Origin of the sequence: Neptunomonas sp. XY-337 (genome assembly GCF_004959845.1) — a bacterium.
In the GTDB taxonomy this organism is placed as follows: Bacteria; Pseudomonadota; Gammaproteobacteria; order Pseudomonadales; family Balneatricaceae; genus Neptunomonas; species Neptunomonas marina.
This window is the reverse complement of sequence record NZ_SPLL01000002.1, coordinates 203,786-228,255: the sequence shown is the minus strand read 5'-3', so window position 1 is coordinate 228,255 and position 24,470 is coordinate 203,786. Positions and strand designations below refer to the sequence as shown.

Here is a 24,470-nt window from a genome sequence, read left to right as displayed (position 1 = left end):
GGCGTAGCCTAACTCCAAGCGGAAAACACAACAGGCCCCCTGCCAAAATCAGCAGGGACCCTGTGGCTTTAGGCTTTGGTTACGCACTTTTAGGAACGGCTGCATACGCAACAATTTCACAAAGCATCTCTTCACGTGCTAATCCGGCAACCACCATTGCAGCACGGTTCGGGTAAGGCGCTTCGAAGTATTCCGCATACACTTTATTGAATACAGGTAGCTGATCGCGGTCTGTTACGTAGATCAGTACTTGGGTTACGTCAGCCATGGTGAGTTCAGCCGCTTCAATCGTGTGCTTAAAATTATCCATCGTTTGACGAGCTTGCGCTTCAATACCGCCTTCAACTACTTTGCCCTCGGTATCAATTGGGATCTGAGCAGTAGAAAGTTGACCATTTGCAATAATCGCCCACTCCAGTGGAGCCTTAGAGGCAAAGAGATCCGTTTTAACAGCTTTTTTCATATTAAATATTTCTCTAAAAAGGTCGGGAAGATTACTCCTCCCGACAGACTAGGTTGATGAGAGATTAAAGGCCTTGGTCATCGGCCATCTTGCGAGCGATCTGCGGAGCGGTCCATAACGATGGGAGTAGTACCAAAGACACCGGAACCGCCGTCACAACAATGAACGACTGCAACGCTGAAATGCCACCCGACCCGATAGAGATCAGCAATGCTGCAACAACCCCCATCATAATGCCCCAGAATACGCGCACAGAGGTCTGGGGGTGATCCGTACCCGTCATTACCATCGAAACGGCATAGGTCATCGAATCGCCTGTGGTGGCAACAAAAATCGTGGTTAAGATTAAGAACATTACCGAGATAACAAAGCCCATCGGCAGTTGTTCAGTGATGGCTAACAGTGCAGCCGGCAGGTTAAAACCTGTGAACGGCTCGGAGATCACTCCCGGATTCGCCAATTCAAACGCGAGACCACTTCCGCCAACAATCGTGAACCAGAAACACGTGATAATGGGAGCGACAACAGAGATCAGCAGCACCATCTCACGAATCGTACGACCCTTAGAGATACGCGCCACAAACATCGCCATCAGTGGACCGTAGCCTAAAAACCAGCCCCAGAAGAACACCGTCCACCAGTCCAACCAACCTGGGCTCGCTCGGAACGTAGCCATTGGAATAAACTGATCAAGGTAAATACCGAAGCTATGTAGATAGCTATCCATGATGAAGGCTGTTGGACCAAAGAAAAGAATAAATGCCATCAGAATAAACGCGAGAATAACGTTGGCTTTACTCAGAATCTGGATACCTTTCGTCACACCGCTCACAGCCGATAGCGTGTAAATACAGATTAAGCCCACTAAGATCGTCAACTGGGTTGTGTAAGTATTGGGAATACCAAACAGCTTCTCCAAACCAAAGCTCACCTGCAGACCCAAAAATCCAATTGGCCCTACCGTCCCAGCAACAACTGCCAGCACACAGCTTGCATCAACAATGACGCCTAACGGCCCAGTCATTACTTTGTCGCCAAAAACAGGGTACAACAGTGTACGCGGCTTCAGCGGCAGACCTTTTTCGTAGTGCAGGTACATAAAAACAATACCCGTCAAGCTACCCAAGATCGCCCACGCGAGGAAACCCCAGTGCATAAAGCTCTGCGCCAATGCGTTGTATGCCGCCTGCACCGTGCCCGCTTCGGCCTGCGCAAACAACGGTGGTGCCGAAGTAAAGTGAGCCATCGGTTCAGCAGCTGCCCAAAATACGCCACCGCCCGCAAGCAGTGTGCACATAATCACAGAGATCCACTGAAACGCTGGCATTTCTGGCGTTTTAATGCCGCCTAAAACAACAGAGCCTGTGCGGCCCAATGTTAGAAATAAACCGATCAAGAACGTGAGCAGCAGCAATACCTGCCAGTATGCTCCAAAGTATTTGGTCGACGTAGCAAAGGCTGCATTCACCCAACCAGACATCATATCGATATCGTATAGCGCGAGCGCTGCAAACAGCACTAAAACGCCACCGCTGACTAAAAGTACCGGAAGATCGATCCCTGATGCTGGCTTTTTGAGGGACGCTCCTGCCACGCTCGACACCATCGGCTCTGCAACAGAAGCCTGAATTGTATTACTCATGTTAGTCTCCTGATGGATCTTTATATTTATTGGTTATCAGGCAAAAGCTGCAATCTCACGCATTTTTGAGGCGAAATTGCAGACGCTAAGAACAATTTACTATTGTGGCTGGAGACCCTCTTCTAGGAATGCCAGCCAGTTTCTACCCATGATTTTCATAACATCCTCGTGACTAAAGCCTCGCGCTAACAAGCCCTCAGTTAGATTCGGAAAATCACGACTATCGCGGAACCAAGACAACGGACGAGGCCAATCGGCGTTTGACTTAGAGCCCTCGCCATAGTCCATAGCTTTCGACCAACGCCCGTTACGCATCCACTCCAAAACAGACAACGGCTGCTCTTGGCACAGGTCCGTACCGATACCGATATGGTCAATACCCATCAAGTCCGCAGTACTGGCCACCATGTCGCAGAAGTCTTCCAACGTGCAATCCGGGCCGTTCTTCAAGTGGAAGGGGTAGAGGCTGAAACCTAGCAAGCCACCCGACTCACCTAACGCTTTCAAAACGGTATCTGACTTATTGCGTTTAGCCTCGTGGAAGCTCAGCGGGTTGGCATGTGAGATCACGATGGGACGCTCAGATATCTCAATGGCATCCAGCGTGCTGCGCTCGCCGCTATGGCTCATATCCACAATCATGCCAACCCGATTCATCTCCTGAATAGCTTGGCGACCAAAGCGGGTAACACCGCTATCTTCAGATTCATAACAACCACAGGCCAACAAGCTCTGGTTGTTATAGGTCAACTGCATAATCATCAGATTCAGCTCGCGCATCACCTCGATCATGCCGATATCATCTTCGATAGGTGAGCAGTTCTGCGCTCCGAACATGATGCCAACCTTGCCTAGCTCTTTGGCGCGACGAATATCAGCCGCACTTTTAACAGGCATTATCAGATCAGCGTTCATCTCGAAATGGCGGTTCCACTCAGCGATACGCAACAAAGTCTCTCGAATCTGCTCGTGATAAACGATGGTGGCATGCACCATCGTTACCCCACCTTCGCGCAGCTGTTCGAAGATCTGGCGGTTCCAGTTGGAGTACTGGAGCCCGTCAATCACGATCATATTGCTGTGTAGTTCGTTATGCATAGCCTTACCTCCAGCTCTGAGTTTTCAGGTTCAGGCGCTGATATAGGTTGTCTTCACAACGGTATAAAACTCTTTCGCATACGTACCTTGTTCGCGTGGGCCGAAGCTGGAATCTTTGCGGCCCCCAAATGGCACGTGGTAGTCGGTTCCGGCCGTTGGCAAGTTCACCATGACACAGCCCGTTTTAGCGTTACGCTTGAAGTCAGACGCGTACTTCAAAGATTGCGTGCAGATACCACCGGTCAAGCCAAAGTTAGTATCATTCAGAGTCGCAAGTGCTTCGTCGTAGTCTTTAACCTTGATCACGCATGCAATCGGCGCGAACGCCTCTTCACGGTTGATGGTCATATCGTTGGTCGTCTCAGTGAACAGTGCAGGCTGCATGTAATAGCCCTCTGTATCTTCGGTTAGAACTTCACCGCCGCAGACCAGATTTCCGCCCTCTTTCTTGGCCAATTCCAGATATTCCAAGTTCTGTTCCATCTGTCGCGCATCTGCTACAGCACCGATATTGACGCCTTCCTTTAGAGGATGTCCGACTACCAGCTTCTTCATGCGCTCTACCATCGCTTCAACAAAGCGATCATGAATACCTTCCGTCACAATAAGGCGTGAAGATGCTGTACACTTCTGGCCTGTACCGCCGTAAGCACCACCGACCGCGCACTCAACAGCGTTTTCTAGATCCGCATCATCCAAAACGACCAATGCGTTCTTACTGCCCATCTCCAACTGACACTTCACCAAATTAACTGCCGTTGCAGCAGCCACTTTACGGCCCGTTTCAAGAGACCCTGTGAACGTAAGCGCGTTGATATTGCGGGAGTTGATCAGTACATCACCCACCTCAGCACCCGGCCCCATAACGAGGTTGAACGTACCAGCAGGCAAACCCTGACGAGAGATAATTTCAGTTAGCGCCCAAGCGGATGCCGGCACCTGATTAGCGGGTTTCCACACAATCGCATTACCGAAAGCCAGAGCCGGGGCAATCTTCCATGCACCCGTTGCTGTTGGGAAGTTCCAAGGTGTGATGATACCCACAACACCCACTGGCTCGCGGCGGGTTTCAATCTCAATACCTGGGCGCACAGAATCGGCCGTTTCACCCATCTGACGCAGCACTTCTGCCGCATAGTAGTGAAAGAACTGCCCAGAACGGTAAGTTTCACCAACACCTTCAGCGAGCGTTTTACCCTCTTCACGTGCCAAAATCTCACCTAGCTCATCTTTGCGTGCAATCAGTTCATCACCGATGGCCATCAGCACAGAATAACGCTGTTCAAGGCCGCTCTTTTGCCACTCTTGTTGGCCTTGCCGAGCCGCTGCAATCGCAGCTTCAGTCTGAGCCTTATCGGCCTGAGCATATTGACCAATAACGTCGCTAGTATCAGCAGGGCTGATGTTCGCCACGCTGCCGTTGTTGCCTTCAACCCACTCACCAGCAATGTAATTACGAAAAACTGAATCAGACATACAAACCTCCCGAATATAGATGGATCCATCTTAAGCCCCGTGTTTTAATAATAAAAATTAATAAATAATATCTAGCGATAAGGCTTACTTATCGAATGAGAATTCATGAGGGGAAGTAAGGTGCTGCCAGAGTTTAAGATCGCTCAACTACGCCACTTTATTTGGGTTGCAGAGCTGAAGGGGTTCCACGCGGCAGCAGAGAAAGCACACCGAACCCAACCGGCCATCTCGCTTTCAATCAGAGACCTAGAAAATAAGTTAGGTGAAGCTTTGTTTGAAAAGCGGAATGCGAAAACAACCAAAGCCGAGCTAACACCCTTTGGCCAACTATTCCTACCCAAAGCCAAAGAGCTGATTGATCACCACGATCGAGTCTCGGAAGATATGGCACTACTGGCTGACAACAAAACCGGCCACTTACGGTTAGCCTCGGTCCCCTCTATCGCGAGCCAAGTGTTGCCTGAACTTCTTCAGCAGTTCATTACTAAAAGCCCTGAATTGCATATTAGCTTTTATGACGACAACTCCGATGCTGTGCTAAAAATGGTCGAGAACCAAAAAGTCGACTTCGGAATAAGCCATCTTTTCCATGAGTTCGAGCACCCTGATAAAACCTTCACCCAAATATGGGAGGACCAAATAGGCGTGGTTTGCCCCGTTGACCACCCACTAGCAAAGGAACAAGCACTCCACTGGAAAGCTCTACGCCAACATAGACTGATCGGCAACGGCACCTCCCGGCTGCTCGAGGATAGCGAGGCGAACCCTCTTTTAGGCCAGTCTCAATTCTATGTGTCCAACATGATTTCTCTGATTGCACTACTGGAGGCAGGTTTTGGAGTCACCACTCTGCCCTACTACGCATTCCCGCGCGATAGCCAAACCCTGAAATTCATCCCTTTTATGACGCCCAACGTTATCCGAAGAATTGGTATCGTCCGCTTAAAAGAGAAGTCACTCACGCCACCCGCCCAAGCATTAGTCGACTTTATTTTGGAAAACGGCTGCTAAATTTCGCAGCCTCAAAACCTCTAAAACCATAGAAAATATAATAGTTTCACACGTCCTGATAAGCTCTGCTTATCAAACGATATAACCTTCTGATTTGTACGCAATCTGCGTTTTATTGATGATGTATTCAGATCAAGTCAGCTGGTGCTCGTTGTTATTGATAACTCACCTCACCATTAAACGTGACTTGATTGCTCAATCTGCAAAAGACTATAAAAGAAGTAACCGGCAGAAACTTGAGTATGAAACCCGCATTAGCGGCCCAGGTTACCGACATCTCTGTGCTGTAAATCAAGATTGTGCTGATTAGTATGAGGATAAAAATAATGACGACGCCAGCTGCTATCAAAGCCGCTTTAAGAGGTGACAACGCGCTCCCGCTTCGCCCGGTTAATCAAGTCATGGATTTAGAGCGCCTAGGCTCGATCCACCAAAGCCGATTGAGTTTTATGCGCACGCTAGTACGCCGAATTATGAGAGAGCGCTGGCAAATTGAGCCTGTACGCTTTGATCTCGACAATCAGGGTTACGGTACCGTCGTTTACGAAATCAATACGCCCAACAAACGCTATAACTTCGTCCTTTTCTCTAGCTACCTCTCGCCTAACGAGCGCAATGATCGCGTCATAGCGACAAAGTGGGATCTCACCATGGCATTAGTAGACGGCGAAGTTGATGAGCTCTACTTAGAAAAGCTACGCCAGAATGTGCCACTGCAGGAAGCGGGCCGTGTTGACGCACGGGTATTTGTGCTGTCTCGCGCCAACCGAAGCGCGCGTAATTTCGATTATGTTGTCGATCAGCTTGCCCACGGTAAGCAACCCGATATCAATCAAATTGCAAAAGTTGGCTATTTGTACCGGACAACCGCCGTCTATGGGAGTGGTAAGTTGGGCATGGCTGACTGGGAAAAAGTATCCTCCCGTCATGCTGACTTCGCACGCCCGTTCGCAGCCGAAATGTTTGTCTGCCTGATGTTAAGAAACTTTAGCCTGTTGCAGGCAGAGCATATCGCTAAGCACCAGTCTCCAGAGACCTTCAAACCGATGAAGCCCGAAATCAAACGTTTTTTCGGGATTGGTAACTCCACAGGTTTAGGTATGGCGCCCTACCTTATTAACCACCCTCTTCTTATCAATCAATGGGTTGAGATGCGGGAGCTAGCGCTCGCACGGATACGTGTATTGGGCAACATTAACGCTCGTATTGAGCAACAGTTTCCAGAGTTGCTGAATCGCTGTGCCGTTCATACCGCAGAGACCGTAACAGAAGACGCGTGGCAAACAGCTAACAACCAACAAGTTCTCAAAGACCTAGACGCTATCAAAGCCTTTACAGAGGCAGGCTTTAATAGCTGGAACGAGCTCATCGAATGGAGCGAGGCAAACTGCTCATTGCAGGGGCAAGAGATGTTGGTGTCGATCATGTTAGAGCTTTATCCAGAGCTCGTGGATGATTTAGAGGACTACCACGCCGCAGAAGAGTTTCTCGACCTTGACCCTATCATGCCACTTGGTGAGCTGAAGCAAGTGATAGAACAACGCTATGAGTGGGCACTGAGTTACGACTTCGATGTAGCAGGTGCAAAAGATACGTTCTGGTACCGCTCTGAAGAAAAAATGGAACCGCGCCTTGGTGATGCCCGTGAAGAGCCGGGTAAAGATAGGGAGATGGCATTAGGTGTCGCGTATGCCGTAAGGCGTTGTTACGACCAGTTATCCGAGTACATGGAAGAGCACCCAGAGCATACAACCGCTCGTTTTATGGTGGCTCAGCCCAAACTACGCGGCATCGTGCGTCGCATCCAAAGCATGAACCGTTGTATCTACGGCGATATACAAGCCAACTTGCTAGATCGTGAGATCCTTCCGATGCACCTATTGCGTGCCAAGCTTGCCTTCTTCGGCGTTGGAAAGTTTGACCCTCGATCAAAGCTATGGGTGCGCAACACTATGTTTCAGGGGGCTCCATTACTGGAAGATATTGGCCATACATTTAACGATGATTGGTTTATGCCACTTGCGCCTTCACAAGACGCTCAGCAAGAAGGAGAAGTATGATGCACGTATCCATGATCGAGCTAAAAGCTGCGCTACGTCGTTGCTTCGAAGCAACAGGTTACTTTGTCGGTAACTACGAAGACGCGGCAAATATGATCCTTTGGCTGGAAAAGCATGGCCTGAATGGGCTGGGTGAACTGGAACGCGCGCTTCCCTATATCAATGAAGACCAAGACAAGCCATTAAGTACGGTGATCTATGAAGATAGTACCTCGGCCATCATTGATAGCCACGGGCGCAGCGCTTTGAATTGCATTGCTGCATCGGTCGACTTGGCGCATGCCAAAGCCTTGGAGAACGGCATTGCAACCGTCACAGTTCATAACTGCCATAACCGGATGTTTATCCTGAAAGCGTTAACGGACTGCGGCCGCCGAGGTATCAGCGTAGCCGCCTACTGGCAAAATGGCAGCCAGAAGATTACTGAACATACTGCTGCTATCAAAGCAGGAGAGCGCTACCCGAGTTACAGCATGGCGAACACCTGCCTTGATGTTCAAGAGGATGACAAGCAGGCGTTGACTATTGTTTGCAGCTCTCGCGTCAATCTCACATCGTCTTTGCAGCACCGAAATGCACACTACCTCAGCGCTACGCAGGTGGAGTTAAACAAAGACCACAGTGTTGATAACGGTATCGATATCGACGAGAGCCTCTGGGCGCAAATCAATAAGATTGGGGAAGGTATTTTGGTTGAAAATACTGAACGTTCGCGACAAGGAGCAGGAGGACGCTAACTAGGTAACGTGATCCGCTTATATCGCTATCGGCTCTGCCGGTAGCGATAGACTCATTATGCCAATCGCTTTTGAATTCAGCGTTTTTCTTATTACGTTCTGCGCGGTGCTGGTGCAGAGCTCTATCGGTATCGGCCTTGCTTTAGTGGCAGCTCCCTTGCTGTTTCTTCTGGATCCGAGATTTGTGCCGGGCCCTATCCTACTCACCGGCTTTTTCCTGTCTTGTATGATGGTGATCCGAGATCGCCAGTCGCTGCAATATAAACGCGTACTTCCCGCAGTATTGGGGAGAATCCCCGGATCATTTATCGCCGCTGGGATATTGCTGTTGCTACCCCTCGCGTGGCTGCAAGTGATCTTTGGTGCAACATTATTGGTCGCTGTTGCGCTCTGCGTTCGCACCATAAAAATACGCCTCACAAGAGTAACATTGGCCATAGCCGGGTTCGTATCCGGCGTACTGGGAACCGCCACATCCATAGGCGGCCCTCCAATAGCCATCGTTTACGCAAAAGAACATCCGATAAAAGCACGCAGTGAGATCGCCTTTTACTTCCTACTCAGTACCCCCATATCCATCGCAACACTGAGCGTCACCGGCTATATGAGCAGCACCGATTACCAACTCACTCTGCAAATGCTTCCCGGCGCGTTAAGCGGGTTCTTAGTATCGCAGTACGTTGAACCCTACCTGAGAGGAAGCCGCTTCAAAAAAATCATTTTATCTATGAGTGCCGCATCGGCGGTTTTGCTGCTGATCAAGGGAATAGCGAACCTATCCTAACGAAAGCCCGCGGATAGGCTTCTCGCCTTTGTTCGAGCCTCAACGCATCATCAGTGCACGAGAAGCTCATGAAGGTAGACTTGCTCAGCCTTAATAAAACTCACCAGATATTCTGTTATCGCGGGATAGAAACCGCATCCTGGAACACGCTCGCACTGCTGCCTAAACGGCACCATCCAAGTCATGATTTTTTGCTCAAGGAAGGCCAATTGACGCCGGTACTGCTCTTGGCATTGCTCTTCTGATTCGGCTTCGATCACCCTTAGGACCTGATTGCCCATAAAATCCAACATAATCGCAAGATGATCAGCAGGCTCATTAAAGTCTGTATTTACGACAAGCCCCTCAGCTTTGAGCAACGCCAGCATTTCATCATGAGGCTGCTGAAAAAGCAGGCCATCAGCCGATAGATAAACAGAAGCGTACGGCGGCGCTGATGTACGTATATCCCCCAAAAAAGTCTGGGTGAAGTCAGCAGCTAACTCAAGTTCAGGAAACTCCAGTTGCTGTAAACGCTTGATCGAACACCTCAGCTTGTCAACGGCGAGGGTGCCTTCTTCTGAGCGCCCTCCCTCCCTTAAAGACGTCAAAAATGCCTGACCCTCAGCACTAAAATAATGCCTAAGTGATTCTCGCTTTATCTCTTGGGCATAAACGGTGGCTAACCACCAATACACCGAAGCGCGCGCTTCTGCATCTTGCGCTGATATCGCTATCACCTCTTCACGCCTCTTTTCTTTTCCCATCGACTCAAAGCCTCACTGTCTGCATCACGACACCTCTGTTGGTCCACCAAATGCCGTCACGGCAGGCGCTTTACCCGTGAACTTTTCTACCTCTACTAAACAGGTATTCGCACTTGTTGCTTGTGCCAACTGAGACGTGCCAATATCTTGCGTCAAGGTATTGGGATCACCGTAGGTATCTAGCGCCCCGTCTGTTTCATCAACTGGGCCATACCATGCCCCCTCTGAAATACGAATAACGCCCGGTGCGTAGTTCTCAGATACATGTGCTCCTGCTAGCAGTTGCCCGCGATCATTGAACACCCTAACAAGATCACCATGAACAATCCCACGCATCTTCGCGTCTTGCGGGCTTAGATAGACCGGTTCACGGCCTTGAATTGTATAGGTCGCTCTGAACTCTTCGGAATCGCAGAGCTGAGAATGTAATCGTTTATCGGGGTGACAAGATTGCATCCATAACGGGTAGCGGCTAGAACCCGGACCTCCGTGGGAGCGTTCACTCTTCTCTAACCAAACGGGGTGCCCTGGACAATCTTTATAGCCAAACCGGTCAATTTTACGACTAAAGATTTCGATAAAGCCCGAAGGCGTCCCTAATGGGCTCACCTCTGGATCGGCACGGAAATCGGCATGGCGCACCCAAGGCTTGCCTTTGGCAAACTCCACAAACCCTTCGCGCCAAAACTCACGAAATGGCGGCATAGGAAACTTAGGTGTGTTTGCCTCTCGGCAACCTTCATACAGCTCCTCTAACCATTCCATCTCATTTTTTTTGCGCGCATATTCTTTATCTCGGCCAAAGCGTCGGCATAACAAGGTAAAGATTTCGAAGTCTGTTTTCGACTGGAATAGCGGATCAACAAGCTTTTTCATCGCCAGTACACCACGGCCACTATAAGAGCCGTAGTAATCTAGATCGTTGCGCTCAAACTGCGTGCATGCGGGGAGTACAATATCGGAGAAACGGCAGGTTGCCGTCCACGTGAAATCAACAGATACGACCGTTTCAAGTTTTCTAAACGCATTTTTCATACGGTTCTTATCTTGATGGTGATGCCAAGGGTTGCAGCCACTCATGACCAGCATTTTGATATCGGGGTACACCACCTTACTACCGTTATATTCAACCTCTTTACCCGGCTCCAACAGCGCATCCACCCAGCGAGCAACGGGGATGGTGCTGCTATATCCTTTGAAATCACTGTTTTCATGGCGAGGCTTCGAAAACTTATCAACATTACGGGGAAAACCACCAGGTGCTGCCGCACCCGATGATGGTACACCGATCGAGCTATAGTGGTGCGCATAACTCACCCCCCCCCCCGGAAGACCAATTTGCCCCAACATGGCTGCCAATACCGCTCCCATCCAGTAGGGCTGTTCACCATGCTGCTGACGTTGGATACTCCAGCCAAATAACAGTTGGGAACGATGTTTAGCTAACGACCGCGCCAACGACCGAATCTCATCGGCTGGCACGCCGCAAATACCCTCGGCCCACTCCGCTGTTTTCTCAGTTGCATCGTCACCTTTACCCAATAAATAGGGTAAAAACTCTTCAAAGCCTAAGCAGTACGTATCTAAGAACGCTTGATCATGTAAACTTTCAGAATAAAGCGTATGGGCTAGCGCCAACATCAGCGCAACGTCAGTTTGCGGATTAATATAGAGCTGTTCGCATCCTAAGAAATTTTGCGTTTTGGAGCGCACAGGATCGATACTAATCACCCTGATGGTGCCAGCCGCCACCTTCTCTTTTAATTGATCAAGATAGGCGTACGCCTCATGGGTTTCGCAGTTCCAGCCCACCTGCAAATTTTTTACCGGGTCCGATGCCCACAGCAAAATGACTTGGCTGTGCTCTAGAATATGTGACCATGATGTACCTTGAGCATACACCTCAGTTGAACCCAGTACGTAGGGCAAAATAGTTTGCCCAGCACCCGTTGAGTAATCCCCAACCTTTTTAACCGAATTACCATGCATCGCGATAGCACGCTGCATGTGGTTACCACAACTATGTAATTGCCCGGTTTGGCGCCAACCACTTTGGCCTGCAAACAAAGCCCAAGGGCCATAATTGGTTTGGACACGTTCTAGCTCTTCATAAAAGAGATCCAGTGCCTCATCCCACGTCACCCGAATAAAACGGTTATCACCTCGCTGGCTGGTATCGCTTTTATGGCGCTTTAGATACCAATCGTAACGTACCATCGGATAACGGATCCGCGAAGGGCTATAGATTAACCCTTTAATCCCGTTGAGCATATTGGTGGGATGGGTATCCATTTCAAACGGCTTCACTTCAACAACCTTGCCGCCATACACTCGCGCCCTAAACGCGCCCCAGTGGGAGCCGGTTATTTTCCAGCGTCCCGTTTGCTCACTGGCATGAGCACCGGCGGAAAGCAGGCTAGGGCCGATCATTGCAACAGCACCAGTCGTCAGCATCCCGCTTAAAAATCTGCGTCGAGAAACAAGCATATTGGCCTCCAAAATCTTCAAATCCTACCGCCTCATCAAAACCAGCCAAGCATGCTCAGTGGCTTTTATCCGAAAAGTCAGAAGAGTGCTTCTGCAGATATTTCAGTACTAGCGCCTGTGTATCACCATCAAGGTTCACGAACGACAGCATGCCGTTAAACATGCCAGGCCACGTATTGGCATCGAAGTGATCTTCATCTGGTTGTGTATGGCATACACTGCAACTGCTCTGGTAGGTCTCTTTTGCGTAATCCCACAAAGGCTCCGTCGATGCAGCTAACGCATTCGGCTTCATCCAAAGACGAACATTGACCCGTTGCCATGTCAGCCCCGTCAATTCATCCACTTGGCTTTCGAAGGTTTCCATACGCTCATCGTTTTGGGCGGCCTCTTTAGTCAACAACCCAGACACAATATTGAAGCCAAAATCTTCGTTGATCACTCGTCCAAAGCCTTTGGTTTTACGCCAACCGCTAAGCTCTACCAATAATTTTTCGTCATGTACCTCAATCACTTTCACCGCCGTAACAGGGTTTAAATGACCAGCATCTGTTTGCAATGCGTCATCCTCAAACAGTGGCAACTGACGTACCGAAAAATATGTTTTTCCCACTTCAAAGCTCGATACCGAAGCCCCTTGCTCTAATTGGGCAAACGCATCTGACGCGCCACCGAGCATATCAGGCAACTGGTGAGCAATTCCCTTATGGCAGTCGATACAACTCTGGTCACGCTCAGCCGCGCGGCGCATTTGGATTTTTGCTTTCTCCGACATGAGATCAAAATTCATGCTCTTATAATCATGGCAATTTCGGCACTCTAAGGAGTTGTTCGCGGAAAAACGTTGCCACTCGTGTTGTGCCAGTTCTAGGCGCTTTTCCAGAAACTTCTCACGAGTCGAGATGGTCCCAAACATAGCTCCCCAAACCTCTTTGCTGGCCTGCATTTTACGAGCAATTTTATCCGTCCATTTATGAGGTACATGGCAGTCAGGGCAGGTAGCACGAACACCTGAATGGTTCGACCAGTGAACCGTATCCTGCAATTCGACGTAAACATTGTCAGCCATCTCGTGGCATCCAATACAAAACTCTTCCGTGTTAGTTGCTTCCAATCCCGTGTTGAAGGCACCCCAGAAAATAACACCGGCAGCAAAGCCGCCTAAGGTGAGCACGCCCAAACTCATGTGAGCGCTGGGTGAGCGGATGACCTTCCACGCTTTTTTCATGAAACGCTTCATGACTCCATTTCCTCCCGATTGAGTTAATGGTTACGGTGAGAAACTACTTAATGACCCGGAGGTCCGAGAAAGAGCTGAGACATCCATATAACAAAACCATACCCCGCAATAAGGGCGACAGTTAGCAATGGAATGGCAACCGCTGCAATAAGAATAAACGCTTGCAGCTCATCGCCGAAGGACACGACATCGTCGTTATCGGAATGATCGTTCATAAGAAGCCTCCTGACAGTAATGCTAAGGCTTAATAGGCAAGTCCAGCTTTTGAGGTCTGAACAAATAGTCTTACTTTTTGTATGAGTATAGCAATCGTTTACAAAATAACCACAAATTTATGAACGAAGACTCAACATCTCTTGCCTTGCCCTCTTTAAAAGCCGAAACATCCCTTTTCACGCCCTCTTAAAACACACTGAAAAACGAACCTTGAGAGGACAGAACAAACCGCGTAATCGAACCATCAGCTCAAATGGCTAAGCGCTTCGAAACAGGCAACATGAGGGATCAGGAGGTTGAGTGTTTGTTTTAGGCCTACAGTGCTATAGACCAATCGACAGCCAGCCTTATGGCTCAAGCACAGTCGACACCAAAGGCAGGAACACGTTTGGCTCCTTTAGGAGCTAGCATGGGAGATCTTTACTGAATTACCGCCCTAAGCCTTCAAAGCCCAGAGCGATGATAATAATTGGAACCCGTTACTCAGTAGATCGGCATGCGGCCTCGCTTAAGCGGGCTTTGTAGACAACGGGAAAAGACAATAGACTCTGCCAAAAACGCTAGGTACAGCGCAGCCGCCGCGCCATTAGCGGTTTAAGCACATGGCCCACCTATCGGACGATTACAAACGACGCACTCGAACGCTTCGCCCTTTGATTTTGCCGTTTTGCAGCTTATCCAGCGCATCTCGCGCGATCTCGTTCGCAACGGAAACATACGCCCATGTCGAGCCAACTTTGATCTTACCAATCTGCTGTGCGCTCAGCTGCTTATCGCCGGTTAGCGCCCCTAAAATATCACCCGGACGAATCTTCTGTTTCTTACCGGCAGCAAGTTGCAGCGTGGTCATCGATGGGATCAAACGAAATCCGCTAGTAAGGTCAGATGAAGGCAGTACATCGGGGCTAGCCACGGGATCAAAGCCATCCGGCAGCTCTAGCTGAGCGATACGGTGCGCCTCTTTTTCACTAAACAGCGTACAAGCCTCCCCACTGCTATCAGCACGGCCGGTACGTCCGACGCGGTGGGTATGCACCTCAGGATCGAACGCCACTTGGTAGTTAATCACCAGATCAATATCATCGATATCAAGCCCACGTGCAGCCACATCGGTAGCGATTAACACCGACAAACTGCGGCTGGCAAAACGTACCAGAACCTGGTCACGATCTTTCTGTTCAAGATCGCCGTGAATCGCCATCGCACTGATACGGCGCTCACTCAAATACTCACACAGCTGCTGCGTCTCTTTTTTGGTATTACAGAAGATAATGCAGCTAGTTGGTTTATGTTTAGCCAGCAGCACATGCGTGGCTGCAACCCGTGCTTGGTCATCCGCAACGCGATAAAACGACTGGGAGATGCTGCTTTGCTCATGCAAAGATTCAACCTTTACCATCACAGGGTTATGCAGCACCCGTTCGGCAATCTTTTGAATCTGCTCTGGGAATGTTGCACTAAACAGCAAATTTTGGCGCTGTGCCGGTAGCTGATCAACGATACGATCTAGGGTGTCTTGAAAGCCCATATCGAGCATTCGATCGGCCTCGTCTAATACCAAGGTGTTCAGCTCACTTAGGTCAAGGCGGCCCTTATCTAGGTGGTCTTCGATACGCCCCGGCGTACCCACAATAATGTGAGCACCATGCTCTAACGATCCAATCTGTGGGCCCATAGGCATACCGCCACACAAAGTCAGCACCTTAATATTGTGGATACCGCGCGCTAATCGGCGCACCTCCACCGCAACCTGATCTGCCAACTCACGCGTAGGACACAACACCAAGGTCTGAATACGAAAGCGCTTGTCGTTCAGGTTGTTTAGCAGCCCTAAACCAAACGCTGCTGTTTTACCTGAGCCAGTTTTACCTTGGCCAATCAGGTCTTTACCAGCGAGCATCTGCGGCAAGCTTTGCGCCTGAATCGGCGTCATAGAGGCATAGCCCAGCGTGGACAAATTGCTGATTAGTTCAGCACGAAGAGGAAGCGAAGCGAAAGAAGTGTTCAAGGCAGGTCATCTCAGTTGTGTGAGCCGCGATTATAACGCGTCTACACCACAAATGCTGCGCTCGCCGTTGAGTTTGGTAAACACCCCCGCGTGTTCGGGAAAGATAGAGTTATGGAGATACAGCAGCTTCAAGACTAGCAAGATTTCTATCAAGCCAAGTGTGAAGGTCACTATTGATTGGCTTATCAAGGGCATTGACGGCCCATCTACCCGCAGCAGAACCCTCTTTTTTAGATGCCTTTAGAATACGGATGGAAGCGTCAGCTTCGCAGCTTTCGGTGGCGGCAGTAATCGGCATATTCAATGAGGTTGCCAACGGCAGCAATTTCTCATCTGCAACGCACAGGTTAAACCGCTCTGTTTCTAGAAGCAGCTCATCACGCTTGAGGGTAAACAAGTTCAAAGATGCTTGTACACGCTCCTGATTCTCAACAATCTGGTTGGCGATCTCCGGCCAGATTGTTGCGTAGTCGCGGGCCAGAATCTGGGACATCGTGATCAGGTTATTGTTATCCAGCCAAAAGAATGCCTGATTAGCCTGCGCTGCTGTGGGCAACGTGATTTTTGAGCCGGTGGGTGACAGCTCATTCGCAGCATCAACAGGAATCACTTTGATATTGGTACTTCTAATAAGCGAGTAGAAAGACAGATCCGGTCTGACAGACTCGATAGTCGCAACGGCTGTATAAAGAGTGCCTGATTTAACGGCTTGGTCTCCCTTGCGTTTGATCCAGTTACCGATACGAGATATCGGCAAACGCTTAGGTGGCAGATAAGCAGCCTCGATACCGGTGTTCTTCAATAGCTCCTGATTCAACAGATGCAGTACCGGTATGGCTGATGCAACCCGAGGCTTGCTTTGAATAGGATCATTGGCGCAAGCGAGCCCTCCCAACATAAGATGCGAAAGTAGCAAACAGATAAGAACGGGCTTCATGTGAGACCTACGATACGATTGAAACTAACGGAGCAGACGAAGCAAATGGCCGCTAACAAAACGATGGCAGCACCGGAGGGGATCGGTAATTCAAGCCACATGGGCAGCAAAATCCCCAACAGACAGCAGGCTGTTGAAATGCCGACATTCAGCCAGAAAAAACTACGTACTTCTGTGGTGACAAGTCGGGCTGCGGTTGCCGGGATAAGTAGCATTGCACCTACCAGTATCGCCCCCGCAATCTTTACCGCAGCGACCGTTATCAAGGCGATAAAAACGATAAATACGTAGTCGTATAACTTAATATTGATACCGCGCACTTGAGCAAGCTCAGGATTTAGCGTGGCTATGAGCGCTTTATTACCAAAGAGCAGAGCGGCGGCCGTACACACAAGCCCAATCACTCCTAGAATGAGCAAGTCTTGATCCTGAACGGTTAAAATGGACCCAAAGAGAACATTTTCTAGAATATGGATGTTCACCATGCGCGCCACATAGAGTAAGAGCGCCGCCCCCATCGCAATAGCAACCGCGAGGAACACGCCCACCAACGCATCATAGGGAACTGCAGTTCGGCTTTTAATCCAATGCAGCAGTAATGCAAAGATTAAGCAGAAACTAAACAGTGACGCGATAGGATGGGCGGGCGGCTCTCCTAATAGAATCCCAATCGCGATCCCTGTGAGTGCCGCATGGCCGACAGCTTCAGAAAAGAACGCCAAGCGTTTAATAACGACTAAACTCCCCATACCGCCAAGTAATGGCCCTATGATCAAAGCCGCGACCAGCGCATTGGTAAGAAAAGCATACTGGAACATTTCCGGCAGCATGCCTTGCTGCTCTAGCGCAAACACCCAACTTCTCAATGCGTCCATACGGGTGCCTCCTGACGCGTTCTACCAGAGAAAATCTCATCGGGAGTCCCTACGCTCTTCAAGCCACCGTCGATTATCAGAATGTTATCCGCCCAGCTTTTTACAAACTCCATATCATGGTGAACCATAATGAGCGTCTTCTGCTCCTCTTTGAGGCGGGCCAAAAAGTCGGTGAAAAACTCGATGCCTTGCGTATCCAAACCTGTGGTCGGCTCATCCAAAAACCACAAGGGAGAGTTAAGGCTGAGGGCCTGAGCAAACATCAGTCTTTGGCGCTCTCCGCCGGACAGTTTGCCAAGTTGCAGATGTTCTTTCCCAGCAAGACCGACTGTTTCTAGCAAAGGCGCAATCATTTTGAGCAGCTGTTTGGTCGGTTTGAAAATCAGTGAGCGGTTACTCAGGCAGCCGATCAGATAGTCCCGCACGGTCACTGGAAGAACCGTATCAAACCGCGGCTGTTGCGGAATATAGGCGGCAGGAACAGGTTTGCCGGGCCAAGCGCGCTCAATGTTGCCCTGGTGAGGGAAAAGCCCAAGCATCGTTTTAAGAAGAGACGTTTTTCCAGCCCCATTTGGCCCTATAAGTACGTGTAACCGCCCGGCTTCAAGGGTGCAGGTGACGTCGTCTAAGATCTGGTTTCCTGCCATATTCAAGCTGACATTTTGCAGCTTGATCGAAGGAGCCGTCATTCTTTTGCCCCTGCGGTTGTGTCTGATGTAGCAACAACAGCGCTAGGGTTGCTCAAAGCCTTTACCAACGTTTCAAGGTTTAACTGCATCTCCCTGAAAACCATCTCTGCATCGTATTGACCATGCGTCATATGGGAGAAGTGGTAGAGCTTAATGCCTGTCGCTTTTTCTATCGTTGTTACATAACGGTTGCCCATGTTCAGCTCGGTGAACATGATATTGATATTGGCAGCCTTGATTCGATCAATAGTGCCCTGTAGCTGGCTGGCGCTCGGCTCAACGCCATGAGCAGGCTCGATAACGGTATCTATCCCAATACCAAACTCCTGCAGAAAATAGCCGTAGGCATTGTGAGTACTAGCAATCTTGACGCCTTTCAAATCAGTGTTTAGCAACGCTTTGGAGTACTGGTGTTTTAGCTTACGCAGTTTGCGAGCATAGATGACCGCATTCTGTTTAAAGAAAGCGGCATTGGCGTTATCTAAATCACCCAGTTTCTCGGCAATCGTATAAATTTGTCGAATAGCGGAATTAATCGAAACAAAGGTGTGAGGACTCCATGCTTGCTGGCTGTTTGCCGCAGCGAGCAGGGGGACATCTTGATTCGCATAGATAATGGTTAAAGGGTTCTTGCGCCCTGCCAGCTGAGGACGCATAGATTCAACGGCTTTAACTGCAAACTCATCATGGCCTATGCCGTTGAGAACCAAAGCATCCATCGTCATGAGACGTGTTAAATCAGCCGGTTGCAGTTCGTAGCTGTGAGGATTGAATCCTGCATCGACCAACGGAACAATATCTGCCCTATCTTTGACGATATTGGCAACATAGCTGTAATACGGATGAAGTGTGATGCCTACCTTAAGGCGATCTGTTGCAGAGCTAATAGCAGAAGCGCAGAGCAACAGTATAAAGCAGCTGAATCTAAGCACGGGGTTTATCTTTAATCCAATCTAAGTTCTGATGGCAATCTGTTACTGGAGCTGTGTCCGTACTCCAATAGATATGAGGTTCACCGTCTAGCAGCAGCATAAAGTGCGGGCTTCCCTCTTGTTGGGATACGCCTAGATAGCAGTCGTGCTCAACCTTATCCCACACGTACTGGCTGATGACCCCCGGTGTTTTCGCGAACGGGGGAAGCGCCCAACGCTGTAACTCGGTAATACTTGGGTAGTTTGTACCCTCAGCTGAAAACTGGATTTCATCGGCGGCATTACGTAGATCTGTCAGCACTCGCTTCGCCTCGATAGAGAGGCCGATATGTTGTGCCTGCGCTGCAGGAGCCGCACGGTTGAGTTTGATACCTATAAAGGCCAGTATCACCATCAAGACAATAGTCAGCGTTACCCAGAGGGTTTCACGCCCGCCGTTGTCAGGCGCGATAACCTCGATGGTCAGCTGTGGTGAATCAGAGCTCACCGTAGTCAACCTCGACCGGGAATTCATGGCCAGAATCGTAATGGATGTAATATTCGCCCTCTGGCTTCTTGAAGCTAACCCGCGAAAACTTATCAGCGACCTGAACAGCAAGCACTTCGTCTTCGTAGGTGATCAGTTGCACTTTTTTCCCAATGGCTTTACTACCATCGCTAAAGCCGACTTCACAGAGGATTTGATCACCATCCAGTTCACAGGTCATGACTGGGTAATGAGCCCACACAGGCAGGCTCACTAGCATGAGTAGCAAAAAACGCATCACTCAGGTTGAACCTCAAATGTCATGTACAGCGATGCATAATTTTCATCAGCCAGTTTGGACTCAGCCGGTGCGGTGTGGTTGGCATAAAACACCCAAGGTCCAGCTTGTTCAGGTGTAAAACGGATCTTCCCTTCAGCGTCGGCCTTGAATTCCAGAACACCGCGCTCGTCGCGATATTTTGTTCCACCTGGGGTCACTTCGACTTTAGCGCCTTCCTTCGGTTGACCATCCACCAGCACAGTCACTTCGACTTCGTCACCTTGAACAATGTCATTGGGGTGTACATTCAGTTTAATTTCTAGCCCTTTTCCTTTTGGCTCAACCTGATCATTCGTTGGCTTGTTGTTGGTGACAAAGGTCATGCTGGTCATTGAGATCAAGTACGTTTTAACGTCACGAGCATCTTTTGGCAGCTGTTGCGCTGCGGTCACCTTGTCAGCTCTCATGCGCTTTACGGTGTCTCTCTTACCTACTTTGTATTCAGTAAAGTAATAAGGCGGACGCTTACCCTCGATACGGTAAGTACCGTCTTGGGTAAGTTGTAGGTCAAAAACACTTCTACGGTGGCCTTTGAAGTAACTGCCCACACGCTGTTTATCACCATCAGGCAGGTGGATAGATACCGTATGAAGAGGTAGGCCCTTATCGTAGTTAAAGTAAGTGTGAGACGCGGTTACATCAAAGGTGACCCACTCAGGTCTTTCACTTGATACAACAAACTCATGTGGCAGTACCCATACAGGGTGAGCGTTGGTGTAGGTACTGACACTAGCAAGCAACAATGACCCAAGCGTTAATGATTTTTTTAACGTAGATGAAACAGACAACAAGCTAGAGCGGCGCATTCTTAGTCTCCAAGACGAATGTTAATGGGGCCAATTTCCTTACCTGCTTCCAGCTCGAAAGACTGTGGCAGAGGATTTGAAAGATCAATGGGTTGCTTTAGTAGTGTGCGGTTGCCGTGTTCGCGAACGGCCTCAATGTACAAGGTATATTTCCCTCCGGACTCCAGTAGCTCCTTAGGAAAGGTATATTTGCGGGTGTAGGTACCGGGTGGCTTAGTGGCGCTGGTAATAGCGTCAATATCCTCTTGGTAGCGGCCTGATTTGCGCCACCAACGGCGTAAATCCTTGAGCCACTTTTTATCCTCGTACCATACTTCAAACGTACGTATCGCCTGTTTTTGTCCGCGCTTTTCAAGCCATATGGCAACATAGGGACGCTGCTTTGGACCATCTGAAAACTCGGGCACAGAGAAGCTCACAACCACATCGCTCGCCGGAGCTAGTGGCGCTGCCAACATCAGAAGAAACGCCACTACACTGATACTTTTTTGTCTCATTGCTTTACACCAATACCGTGAAATAAAACGCTGCCATCAACGCGCAGCCACCCCCGCTCAACATAAATAGACGGGCGCGTTTGCGGCGTTGACCAAGCACCAACCAAAAACCGCTGAGCGTAAACACCAGCAACATGAGAACTGAGAGATCGATAAAGAGGCCCCATATCGGGCCGCTATAGCGCCCCATATGCAGATCGTTAAGCGCGGCGACCACGCCAAACTGGCTATGCTCTAACAACACAGCACCGCTGTGCACATCAACCTCTGCGATGCTCATACCACCGGGCCTGCGTACATCAACCACCAGCCATTGCTCTTCACCATCCCAGTCGTAACCCACTTGGTGGCCGTAAAACTGGTGCTCGTCGCGTAACCAGCGCCTCACATCTGCCGCGGCATCTAACGGCTCGCTTTGCCAGTCCTGCAGGACAAGCCGATCAGGCAACTGCAGTTCGCGCTGAGCAGGCTGTGTTTTACCTTCAAACCAATCGCGATGATTCAGAGTAAGCCCTGTGATGGTGAAGAAGAGCATCACAACCAGCATGAACATGGAGGTGTAAAGGTGAATAGCGCGAGCTAACCGCGCACTGGTTCCTTTGCGAGCAGCGGCAGCCGAACGCGAATTACGGTGTGTCATTGATACGAACTAATTATTAATAATTATTCTCATTATCAATAAAGACACGCGAGTTACTTTCGGTTTTACAACTTTTACATACGCACCCAACAGATGAGCAGCAACCAAAACAAATACAAATGATAATAAAAGTCATTTTCATATTTGTTAATATTATTTAACATAGCACTCCTGTTTTAGTCCCTCAGGAGTATTGGAAGCTATTCATGAATGCCGCTGTTATCCCCGCTATCGAATCACCCCGAATATTGGTGATTGAAGATGACCCAACCCTCAGTGCCCTAGTACGTGAACAGCTTGACCACCACGGTTTCTGCACGACGCAAGCATTTGACGGACTAAGCGGTCTGCAAGAGGCACTGAAAGAGCCCTACCACCTTATTCTGCTCGATGTGCTGCTCCCAAAAATGGACGGCTTTGAGGTCCTTAGTAAGTTGCGTCAACACACCGATACACCCGTGGTAATGCTCAGTGCTCGTGGTGCCGAAGAGGATAGAATTTGTGGGTTTCGCAGTGGCGCTGACGACTACCTACCCAAGCCATTTAACGTCACAGAGTTGTTACTTCGCATCAACGCGATTATGCGCCGCAGCCATGAAGCCCAGCCGCAGAAAAGGTCTAATAAGTTAACGGTGGGAGATGGTTTAGCGCTCTTTGCTCGCGAGCAAGTTGCGATGCTGCAGAGTGAACCGATGCCACTCACAGCCATGGAGTTTCGCCTGCTATGGTTGCTCGCCGAGCAACAGGGCGAAACCCTATCAAAGCCATATTTATATCAGACGCTAATGGATCGGCCCTATAGCCGTTATGACCGCAGCTTAGATATGCATATCAGTAAACTACGCCGCAAACTGCAAGATGTTGGCTTTGATAGTGCGCGTTTGGTTACGCGTCATGGTAAGGGCTATAGCCTGACATGAATCACAAACTCTTCTGGAAGCTCTGCATCTCCCTAGGGATTGGGTGCATGGCGTTGGTTTATCTGATTGCAGAATTAAGCCTACATGTTGAGCGCAAAATGAGCCTCATAGCGCCTGAATACAAGGCCGAAATACGCGCCTACCAGCAACAAGCAAAAGCGTACCTGAATGACGAAGAAGCGCTATTTAACTGGCTAACCAATCTACAAACTGAAGAGCAAACCTTTGCGACCGTCATATCGATCCAACACTCCTCCATTGGCGGGCGCATCGATAACAACGAGATCGCTATCCAAGCAGGTCGCAATCTCGATTATGCGATCCATCTCTACCACGACAACCCGACCATTCACCTGCCTCTCGATAGCAACGGAACAGTGTTCCTATTTCGGCTTCCCGATAGAATGATGCCGGGTGAACTCTGGCCGGCAGTGCACCTTGGTATGCATCTGGCCCTACCGATGATCATTATGGTGATCTTTAGTGTGCTGCTGTATCGCCATGTGATGGCTCCCATTCGCCAGCTAGAGCATGCCACTCAGCGTTTTTCAGCGGGAGATTATGCCACTCGCCTGACACCAGAGATGCGCGGCCGCGATGATGAGTTAGGCCGGCTCGCCACAACGTTTGATCAAATGGCCAGCCGTGTGGGCGAGCTCATTCAAAGCCAACGCCATCTTATTCACGATCTATCGCATGAGCTACGCACGCCGCTACAGCGCCTAGAGCTAAGCTTGCCAACCTTACCTGCGCAGCATGAATCACGCGTACGCCACGAAGTTGAACTGATGCGTAAACTCACCGAGGACACATTGACGCTCGCGTGGATGCAGAATGAGACACGCAGCTCGCTGGAGGATCATCTTGACCTCTGCACCCTGATTGAAGTGATCGCAGATGACTGCCGCTTCGAGTTTCCAAACCATAAGCTCTCACTGCAACTGCCACGCATACTCTGCCTTCAACACACCAGTGAACGGGCTTTGAGCCAAGCGATTGAGAACATTTTACGCAACGCATTGCGTTACACCCCTGAGGGTAAGCGCGTCAGCGTGACACTCCATCACCATTTAGCTCATTGTGAACTCATGATTGCCGACCAAGGCCCCGGTGTGCCGGATGATTTGCTCGGGCAGATCTTCGCCCCCTTCTTCCGAGTCGATAAAGCCCGCGGCCGCTCAGCAGGAGGTTTTGGCTTAGGGCTTGCGTTGGCCAAGCGACATATCGAGTCAGTGGGCGGCACGATCGCAGCATACAATGCCGCTAGTGGCGGCTTGACTGTCGGTATTGAGCTACCCATCAGCAACACAAGTTGTAAAACATGTAAATCTACTGCACCAAATCAATAAAGTTATTGATAATCGTTACCATTATTAATAACCACTAAGATTTAAGAGAAC

24 protein-coding genes are annotated in these 24,470 nt (G+C 49.6%); 6 read left to right on the top strand and 18 right to left on the bottom strand.

Going from position 1 to position 24,470, the window contains the following annotated elements; genetic code table 11:
• Positions 1-79: 79 nt before the first annotated feature.
• From E4L36_RS04730 to E4L36_RS04715, 4 genes are all read right to left on the bottom strand, one after another.
• Positions 80-463, bottom strand: coding sequence for a RidA family protein (locus E4L36_RS04730; RefSeq protein ID WP_136679442.1), 384 nt, complete (start codon positions 461-463; stop codon positions 80-82).
• Between the two features lie 64 nt (positions 464-527).
• On the bottom strand, positions 528-2,069 hold the full coding sequence (locus E4L36_RS04725) for a BCCT family transporter (protein ID WP_240770689.1): 1,542 nt from the start codon (positions 2,067-2,069) through the stop codon (positions 528-530).
• Positions 2,070-2,204: 135 nt separating this feature from the next.
• Complete coding sequence (locus E4L36_RS04720) at positions 2,205-3,203, bottom strand: dipeptidase (protein ID WP_206064509.1); 999 nt, start codon at positions 3,201-3,203, stop codon at positions 2,205-2,207.
• A 30-nt stretch (positions 3,204-3,233) separates the two neighbouring features.
• Complete coding sequence (locus E4L36_RS04715; protein WP_136679440.1) at positions 3,234-4,679, bottom strand: aldehyde dehydrogenase family protein; 1,446 nt, start codon at positions 4,677-4,679, stop codon at positions 3,234-3,236.
• Positions 4,680-4,799: 120 nt separating this feature from the next.
• On the opposite strand from E4L36_RS04715, the gene E4L36_RS04710 reads away from it, so the two are divergent.
• The 4 genes from E4L36_RS04710 to E4L36_RS04695 all read left to right on the top strand — a co-directional run bounded on the left by E4L36_RS04710 (position 4,800) and on the right by E4L36_RS04695 (position 9,271).
• Positions 4,800-5,690, top strand: coding sequence for a LysR family transcriptional regulator (locus E4L36_RS04710; protein WP_136680027.1), 891 nt, complete (start codon positions 4,800-4,802; stop codon positions 5,688-5,690).
• 326 nt (positions 5,691-6,016) lie between these two features.
• Positions 6,017-7,750 carry a hypothetical protein gene (locus E4L36_RS04705; RefSeq protein ID WP_136679439.1) on the top strand — a complete coding sequence of 578 codons (1,734 nt, stop codon included), beginning with the start codon at positions 6,017-6,019 and terminating at the stop codon, positions 7,748-7,750.
• The gene (locus E4L36_RS04700) at positions 7,747-8,487 is read left to right on the top strand and encodes a DUF3726 domain-containing protein (protein WP_346763625.1); all 741 of its coding nucleotides are present in this window, start codon (positions 7,747-7,749) and stop codon (positions 8,485-8,487) included. The genes E4L36_RS04705 and E4L36_RS04700 overlap by 4 nt, the downstream gene beginning before the upstream one ends.
• A 58-nt stretch (positions 8,488-8,545) precedes the next feature.
• Entirely contained in the window at positions 8,546-9,271 is a 726-nt protein-coding gene (locus E4L36_RS04695) for a sulfite exporter TauE/SafE family protein (protein ID WP_136679438.1), read from the top strand.
• Positions 9,272-9,321: 50 nt separating this feature from the next.
• Here the strand turns inward: E4L36_RS04695 and torD are convergent, their stop codons facing one another.
• From torD to E4L36_RS04625, 14 genes are all read right to left on the bottom strand, one after another.
• Positions 9,322-10,017, bottom strand: a complete 696-nt coding sequence (gene torD / locus E4L36_RS04690; RefSeq protein WP_136679437.1) for a molecular chaperone TorD — start codon at positions 10,015-10,017, stop codon at positions 9,322-9,324.
• Between the two features lie 24 nt (positions 10,018-10,041).
• Positions 10,042-12,504, bottom strand: coding sequence for a trimethylamine-N-oxide reductase TorA (gene torA, locus E4L36_RS04685; protein ID WP_136679436.1), 2,463 nt, complete (start codon positions 12,502-12,504; stop codon positions 10,042-10,044).
• 55 nt (positions 12,505-12,559) lie between these two features.
• Positions 12,560-13,744 (bottom strand): pentaheme c-type cytochrome TorC, encoded by a 1,185-nt coding sequence (torC, locus tag E4L36_RS04680; protein WP_136679435.1) that lies wholly within the window; start codon positions 13,742-13,744, stop codon positions 12,560-12,562.
• A gap of 47 nt (positions 13,745-13,791) precedes the next feature.
• Entirely contained in the window at positions 13,792-13,959 is a 168-nt protein-coding gene (locus tag E4L36_RS04675; RefSeq protein ID WP_136679434.1) for a periplasmic nitrate reductase, NapE protein, read from the bottom strand.
• Positions 13,960-14,582: 623 nt separating this feature from the next.
• On the bottom strand, positions 14,583-15,968 hold the full coding sequence (dbpA, locus tag E4L36_RS04670; RefSeq protein ID WP_136679433.1) for an ATP-dependent RNA helicase DbpA: 1,386 nt from the start codon (positions 15,966-15,968) through the stop codon (positions 14,583-14,585).
• Positions 15,969-16,077: 109 nt separating this feature from the next.
• Positions 16,078-16,905, bottom strand: coding sequence for a hypothetical protein (locus E4L36_RS04665; RefSeq protein ID WP_136679432.1), 828 nt, complete (start codon positions 16,903-16,905; stop codon positions 16,078-16,080).
• Positions 16,902-17,780, bottom strand: coding sequence for a metal ABC transporter permease (locus tag E4L36_RS04660; protein ID WP_136679431.1), 879 nt, complete (start codon positions 17,778-17,780; stop codon positions 16,902-16,904). The genes E4L36_RS04665 and E4L36_RS04660 overlap by 4 nt, the downstream gene beginning before the upstream one ends.
• On the bottom strand, positions 17,768-18,469 hold the full coding sequence (locus tag E4L36_RS04655; RefSeq protein WP_136679430.1) for a metal ABC transporter ATP-binding protein: 702 nt from the start codon (positions 18,467-18,469) through the stop codon (positions 17,768-17,770). The genes E4L36_RS04660 and E4L36_RS04655 overlap by 13 nt, the downstream gene beginning before the upstream one ends.
• Entirely contained in the window at positions 18,466-19,401 is a 936-nt protein-coding gene (locus tag E4L36_RS04650) for a zinc ABC transporter substrate-binding protein (protein ID WP_136679429.1), read from the bottom strand. Before E4L36_RS04650 ends, E4L36_RS04655 begins: the two co-directional genes overlap by 4 nt.
• Positions 19,394-19,888 carry a hypothetical protein gene (locus E4L36_RS04645; protein WP_136679428.1) on the bottom strand — a complete coding sequence of 165 codons (495 nt, stop codon included), beginning with the start codon at positions 19,886-19,888 and terminating at the stop codon, positions 19,394-19,396. The genes E4L36_RS04650 and E4L36_RS04645 overlap by 8 nt, the downstream gene beginning before the upstream one ends.
• Complete coding sequence (locus tag E4L36_RS04640) at positions 19,878-20,165, bottom strand: hypothetical protein (protein ID WP_127694365.1); 288 nt, start codon at positions 20,163-20,165, stop codon at positions 19,878-19,880. Before E4L36_RS04640 ends, E4L36_RS04645 begins: the two co-directional genes overlap by 11 nt.
• Positions 20,165-21,013: a DUF4198 domain-containing protein gene (locus tag E4L36_RS04635; RefSeq protein ID WP_136679427.1), complete on the bottom strand. Its 849-nt coding sequence runs from the start codon at positions 21,011-21,013 to the stop codon at positions 20,165-20,167. The genes E4L36_RS04640 and E4L36_RS04635 overlap by 1 nt, the downstream gene beginning before the upstream one ends.
• Positions 21,014-21,015: 2 nt before the next feature.
• Entirely contained in the window at positions 21,016-21,510 is a 495-nt protein-coding gene (locus E4L36_RS04630; protein WP_136679426.1) for a DUF2271 domain-containing protein, read from the bottom strand.
• 4 nt (positions 21,511-21,514) lie between these two features.
• A complete protein-coding gene (locus E4L36_RS04625; protein WP_136679425.1) occupies positions 21,515-22,150 on the bottom strand; it encodes a PepSY-associated TM helix domain-containing protein in 636 nt (211 codons plus the stop codon).
• A 206-nt stretch (positions 22,151-22,356) separates the two neighbouring features.
• Here E4L36_RS04625 and E4L36_RS04620 point away from each other — a divergent pair, with 206 nt between their 5' ends.
• Both E4L36_RS04620 and E4L36_RS04615 read left to right on the top strand, forming a co-directional pair.
• Positions 22,357-23,070, top strand: coding sequence for a response regulator transcription factor (locus tag E4L36_RS04620; RefSeq protein ID WP_136679424.1), 714 nt, complete (start codon positions 22,357-22,359; stop codon positions 23,068-23,070).
• Between the two features lie 47 nt (positions 23,071-23,117).
• Positions 23,118-24,419: an ATP-binding protein gene (locus E4L36_RS04615; RefSeq protein ID WP_169051471.1), complete on the top strand. Its 1,302-nt coding sequence runs from the start codon at positions 23,118-23,120 to the stop codon at positions 24,417-24,419.
• Positions 24,420-24,470: the final 51 nt, after the last annotated feature.

What these genes read in the sequence shown, in the direction of transcription:
- E4L36_RS04720 (WP_206064509.1), bottom strand. Translation starts at nt 3,203, where the DNA reads ATGCATAACGAACTACACAGCAATATGATCGTGATTGACGGGCTCCAG.
- E4L36_RS04700 (WP_346763625.1), top strand. Translation starts at nt 7,747, where the DNA reads ATGATGCACGTATCCATGATCGAGCTAAAAGCTGCGCTACGTCGTTGC.
- E4L36_RS04640 (WP_127694365.1), bottom strand. Translation starts at nt 20,165, where the DNA reads ATGCGTTTTTTGCTACTCATGCTAGTGAGCCTGCCTGTGTGGGCTCAT.
- E4L36_RS04615 (WP_169051471.1), top strand. Translation starts at nt 23,118, where the DNA reads ATGGCGTTGGTTTATCTGATTGCAGAATTAAGCCTACATGTTGAGCGC.
- E4L36_RS04665 (WP_136679432.1), bottom strand. Translation starts at nt 16,905, where the DNA reads ATGAAGCCCGTTCTTATCTGTTTGCTACTTTCGCATCTTATGTTGGGA.
- torA (WP_136679436.1), bottom strand. Translation starts at nt 12,504, where the DNA reads ATGCTTGTTTCTCGACGCAGATTTTTAAGCGGGATGCTGACGACTGGT.
- E4L36_RS04635 (WP_136679427.1), bottom strand. Translation starts at nt 21,013, where the DNA reads ATGCGCCGCTCTAGCTTGTTGTCTGTTTCATCTACGTTAAAAAAATCA.
- E4L36_RS04695 (WP_136679438.1), top strand. Translation starts at nt 8,546, where the DNA reads ATGCCAATCGCTTTTGAATTCAGCGTTTTTCTTATTACGTTCTGCGCG.
- E4L36_RS04630 (WP_136679426.1), bottom strand. Translation starts at nt 21,510, where the DNA reads ATGAGACAAAAAAGTATCAGTGTAGTGGCGTTTCTTCTGATGTTGGCA.
- E4L36_RS04675 (WP_136679434.1), bottom strand. Translation starts at nt 13,959, where the DNA reads ATGAACGATCATTCCGATAACGACGATGTCGTGTCCTTCGGCGATGAG.
- E4L36_RS04730 (WP_136679442.1), bottom strand. Translation starts at nt 463, where the DNA reads ATGAAAAAAGCTGTTAAAACGGATCTCTTTGCCTCTAAGGCTCCACTG.
- E4L36_RS04620 (WP_136679424.1), top strand. Translation starts at nt 22,357, where the DNA reads ATGAATGCCGCTGTTATCCCCGCTATCGAATCACCCCGAATATTGGTG.
- E4L36_RS04715 (WP_136679440.1), bottom strand. Translation starts at nt 4,679, where the DNA reads ATGTCTGATTCAGTTTTTCGTAATTACATTGCTGGTGAGTGGGTTGAA.
- E4L36_RS04725 (WP_240770689.1), bottom strand. Translation starts at nt 2,069, where the DNA reads ATGGTGTCGAGCGTGGCAGGAGCGTCCCTCAAAAAGCCAGCATCAGGG.
- torC (WP_136679435.1), bottom strand. Translation starts at nt 13,744, where the DNA reads ATGAAGCGTTTCATGAAAAAAGCGTGGAAGGTCATCCGCTCACCCAGC.
- torD (WP_136679437.1), bottom strand. Translation starts at nt 10,017, where the DNA reads ATGGGAAAAGAAAAGAGGCGTGAAGAGGTGATAGCGATATCAGCGCAA.
- E4L36_RS04705 (WP_136679439.1), top strand. Translation starts at nt 6,017, where the DNA reads ATGACGACGCCAGCTGCTATCAAAGCCGCTTTAAGAGGTGACAACGCG.
- E4L36_RS04625 (WP_136679425.1), bottom strand. Translation starts at nt 22,150, where the DNA reads ATGACACACCGTAATTCGCGTTCGGCTGCCGCTGCTCGCAAAGGAACC.
- E4L36_RS04655 (WP_136679430.1), bottom strand. Translation starts at nt 18,469, where the DNA reads ATGACGGCTCCTTCGATCAAGCTGCAAAATGTCAGCTTGAATATGGCA.
- E4L36_RS04660 (WP_136679431.1), bottom strand. Translation starts at nt 17,780, where the DNA reads ATGGACGCATTGAGAAGTTGGGTGTTTGCGCTAGAGCAGCAAGGCATG.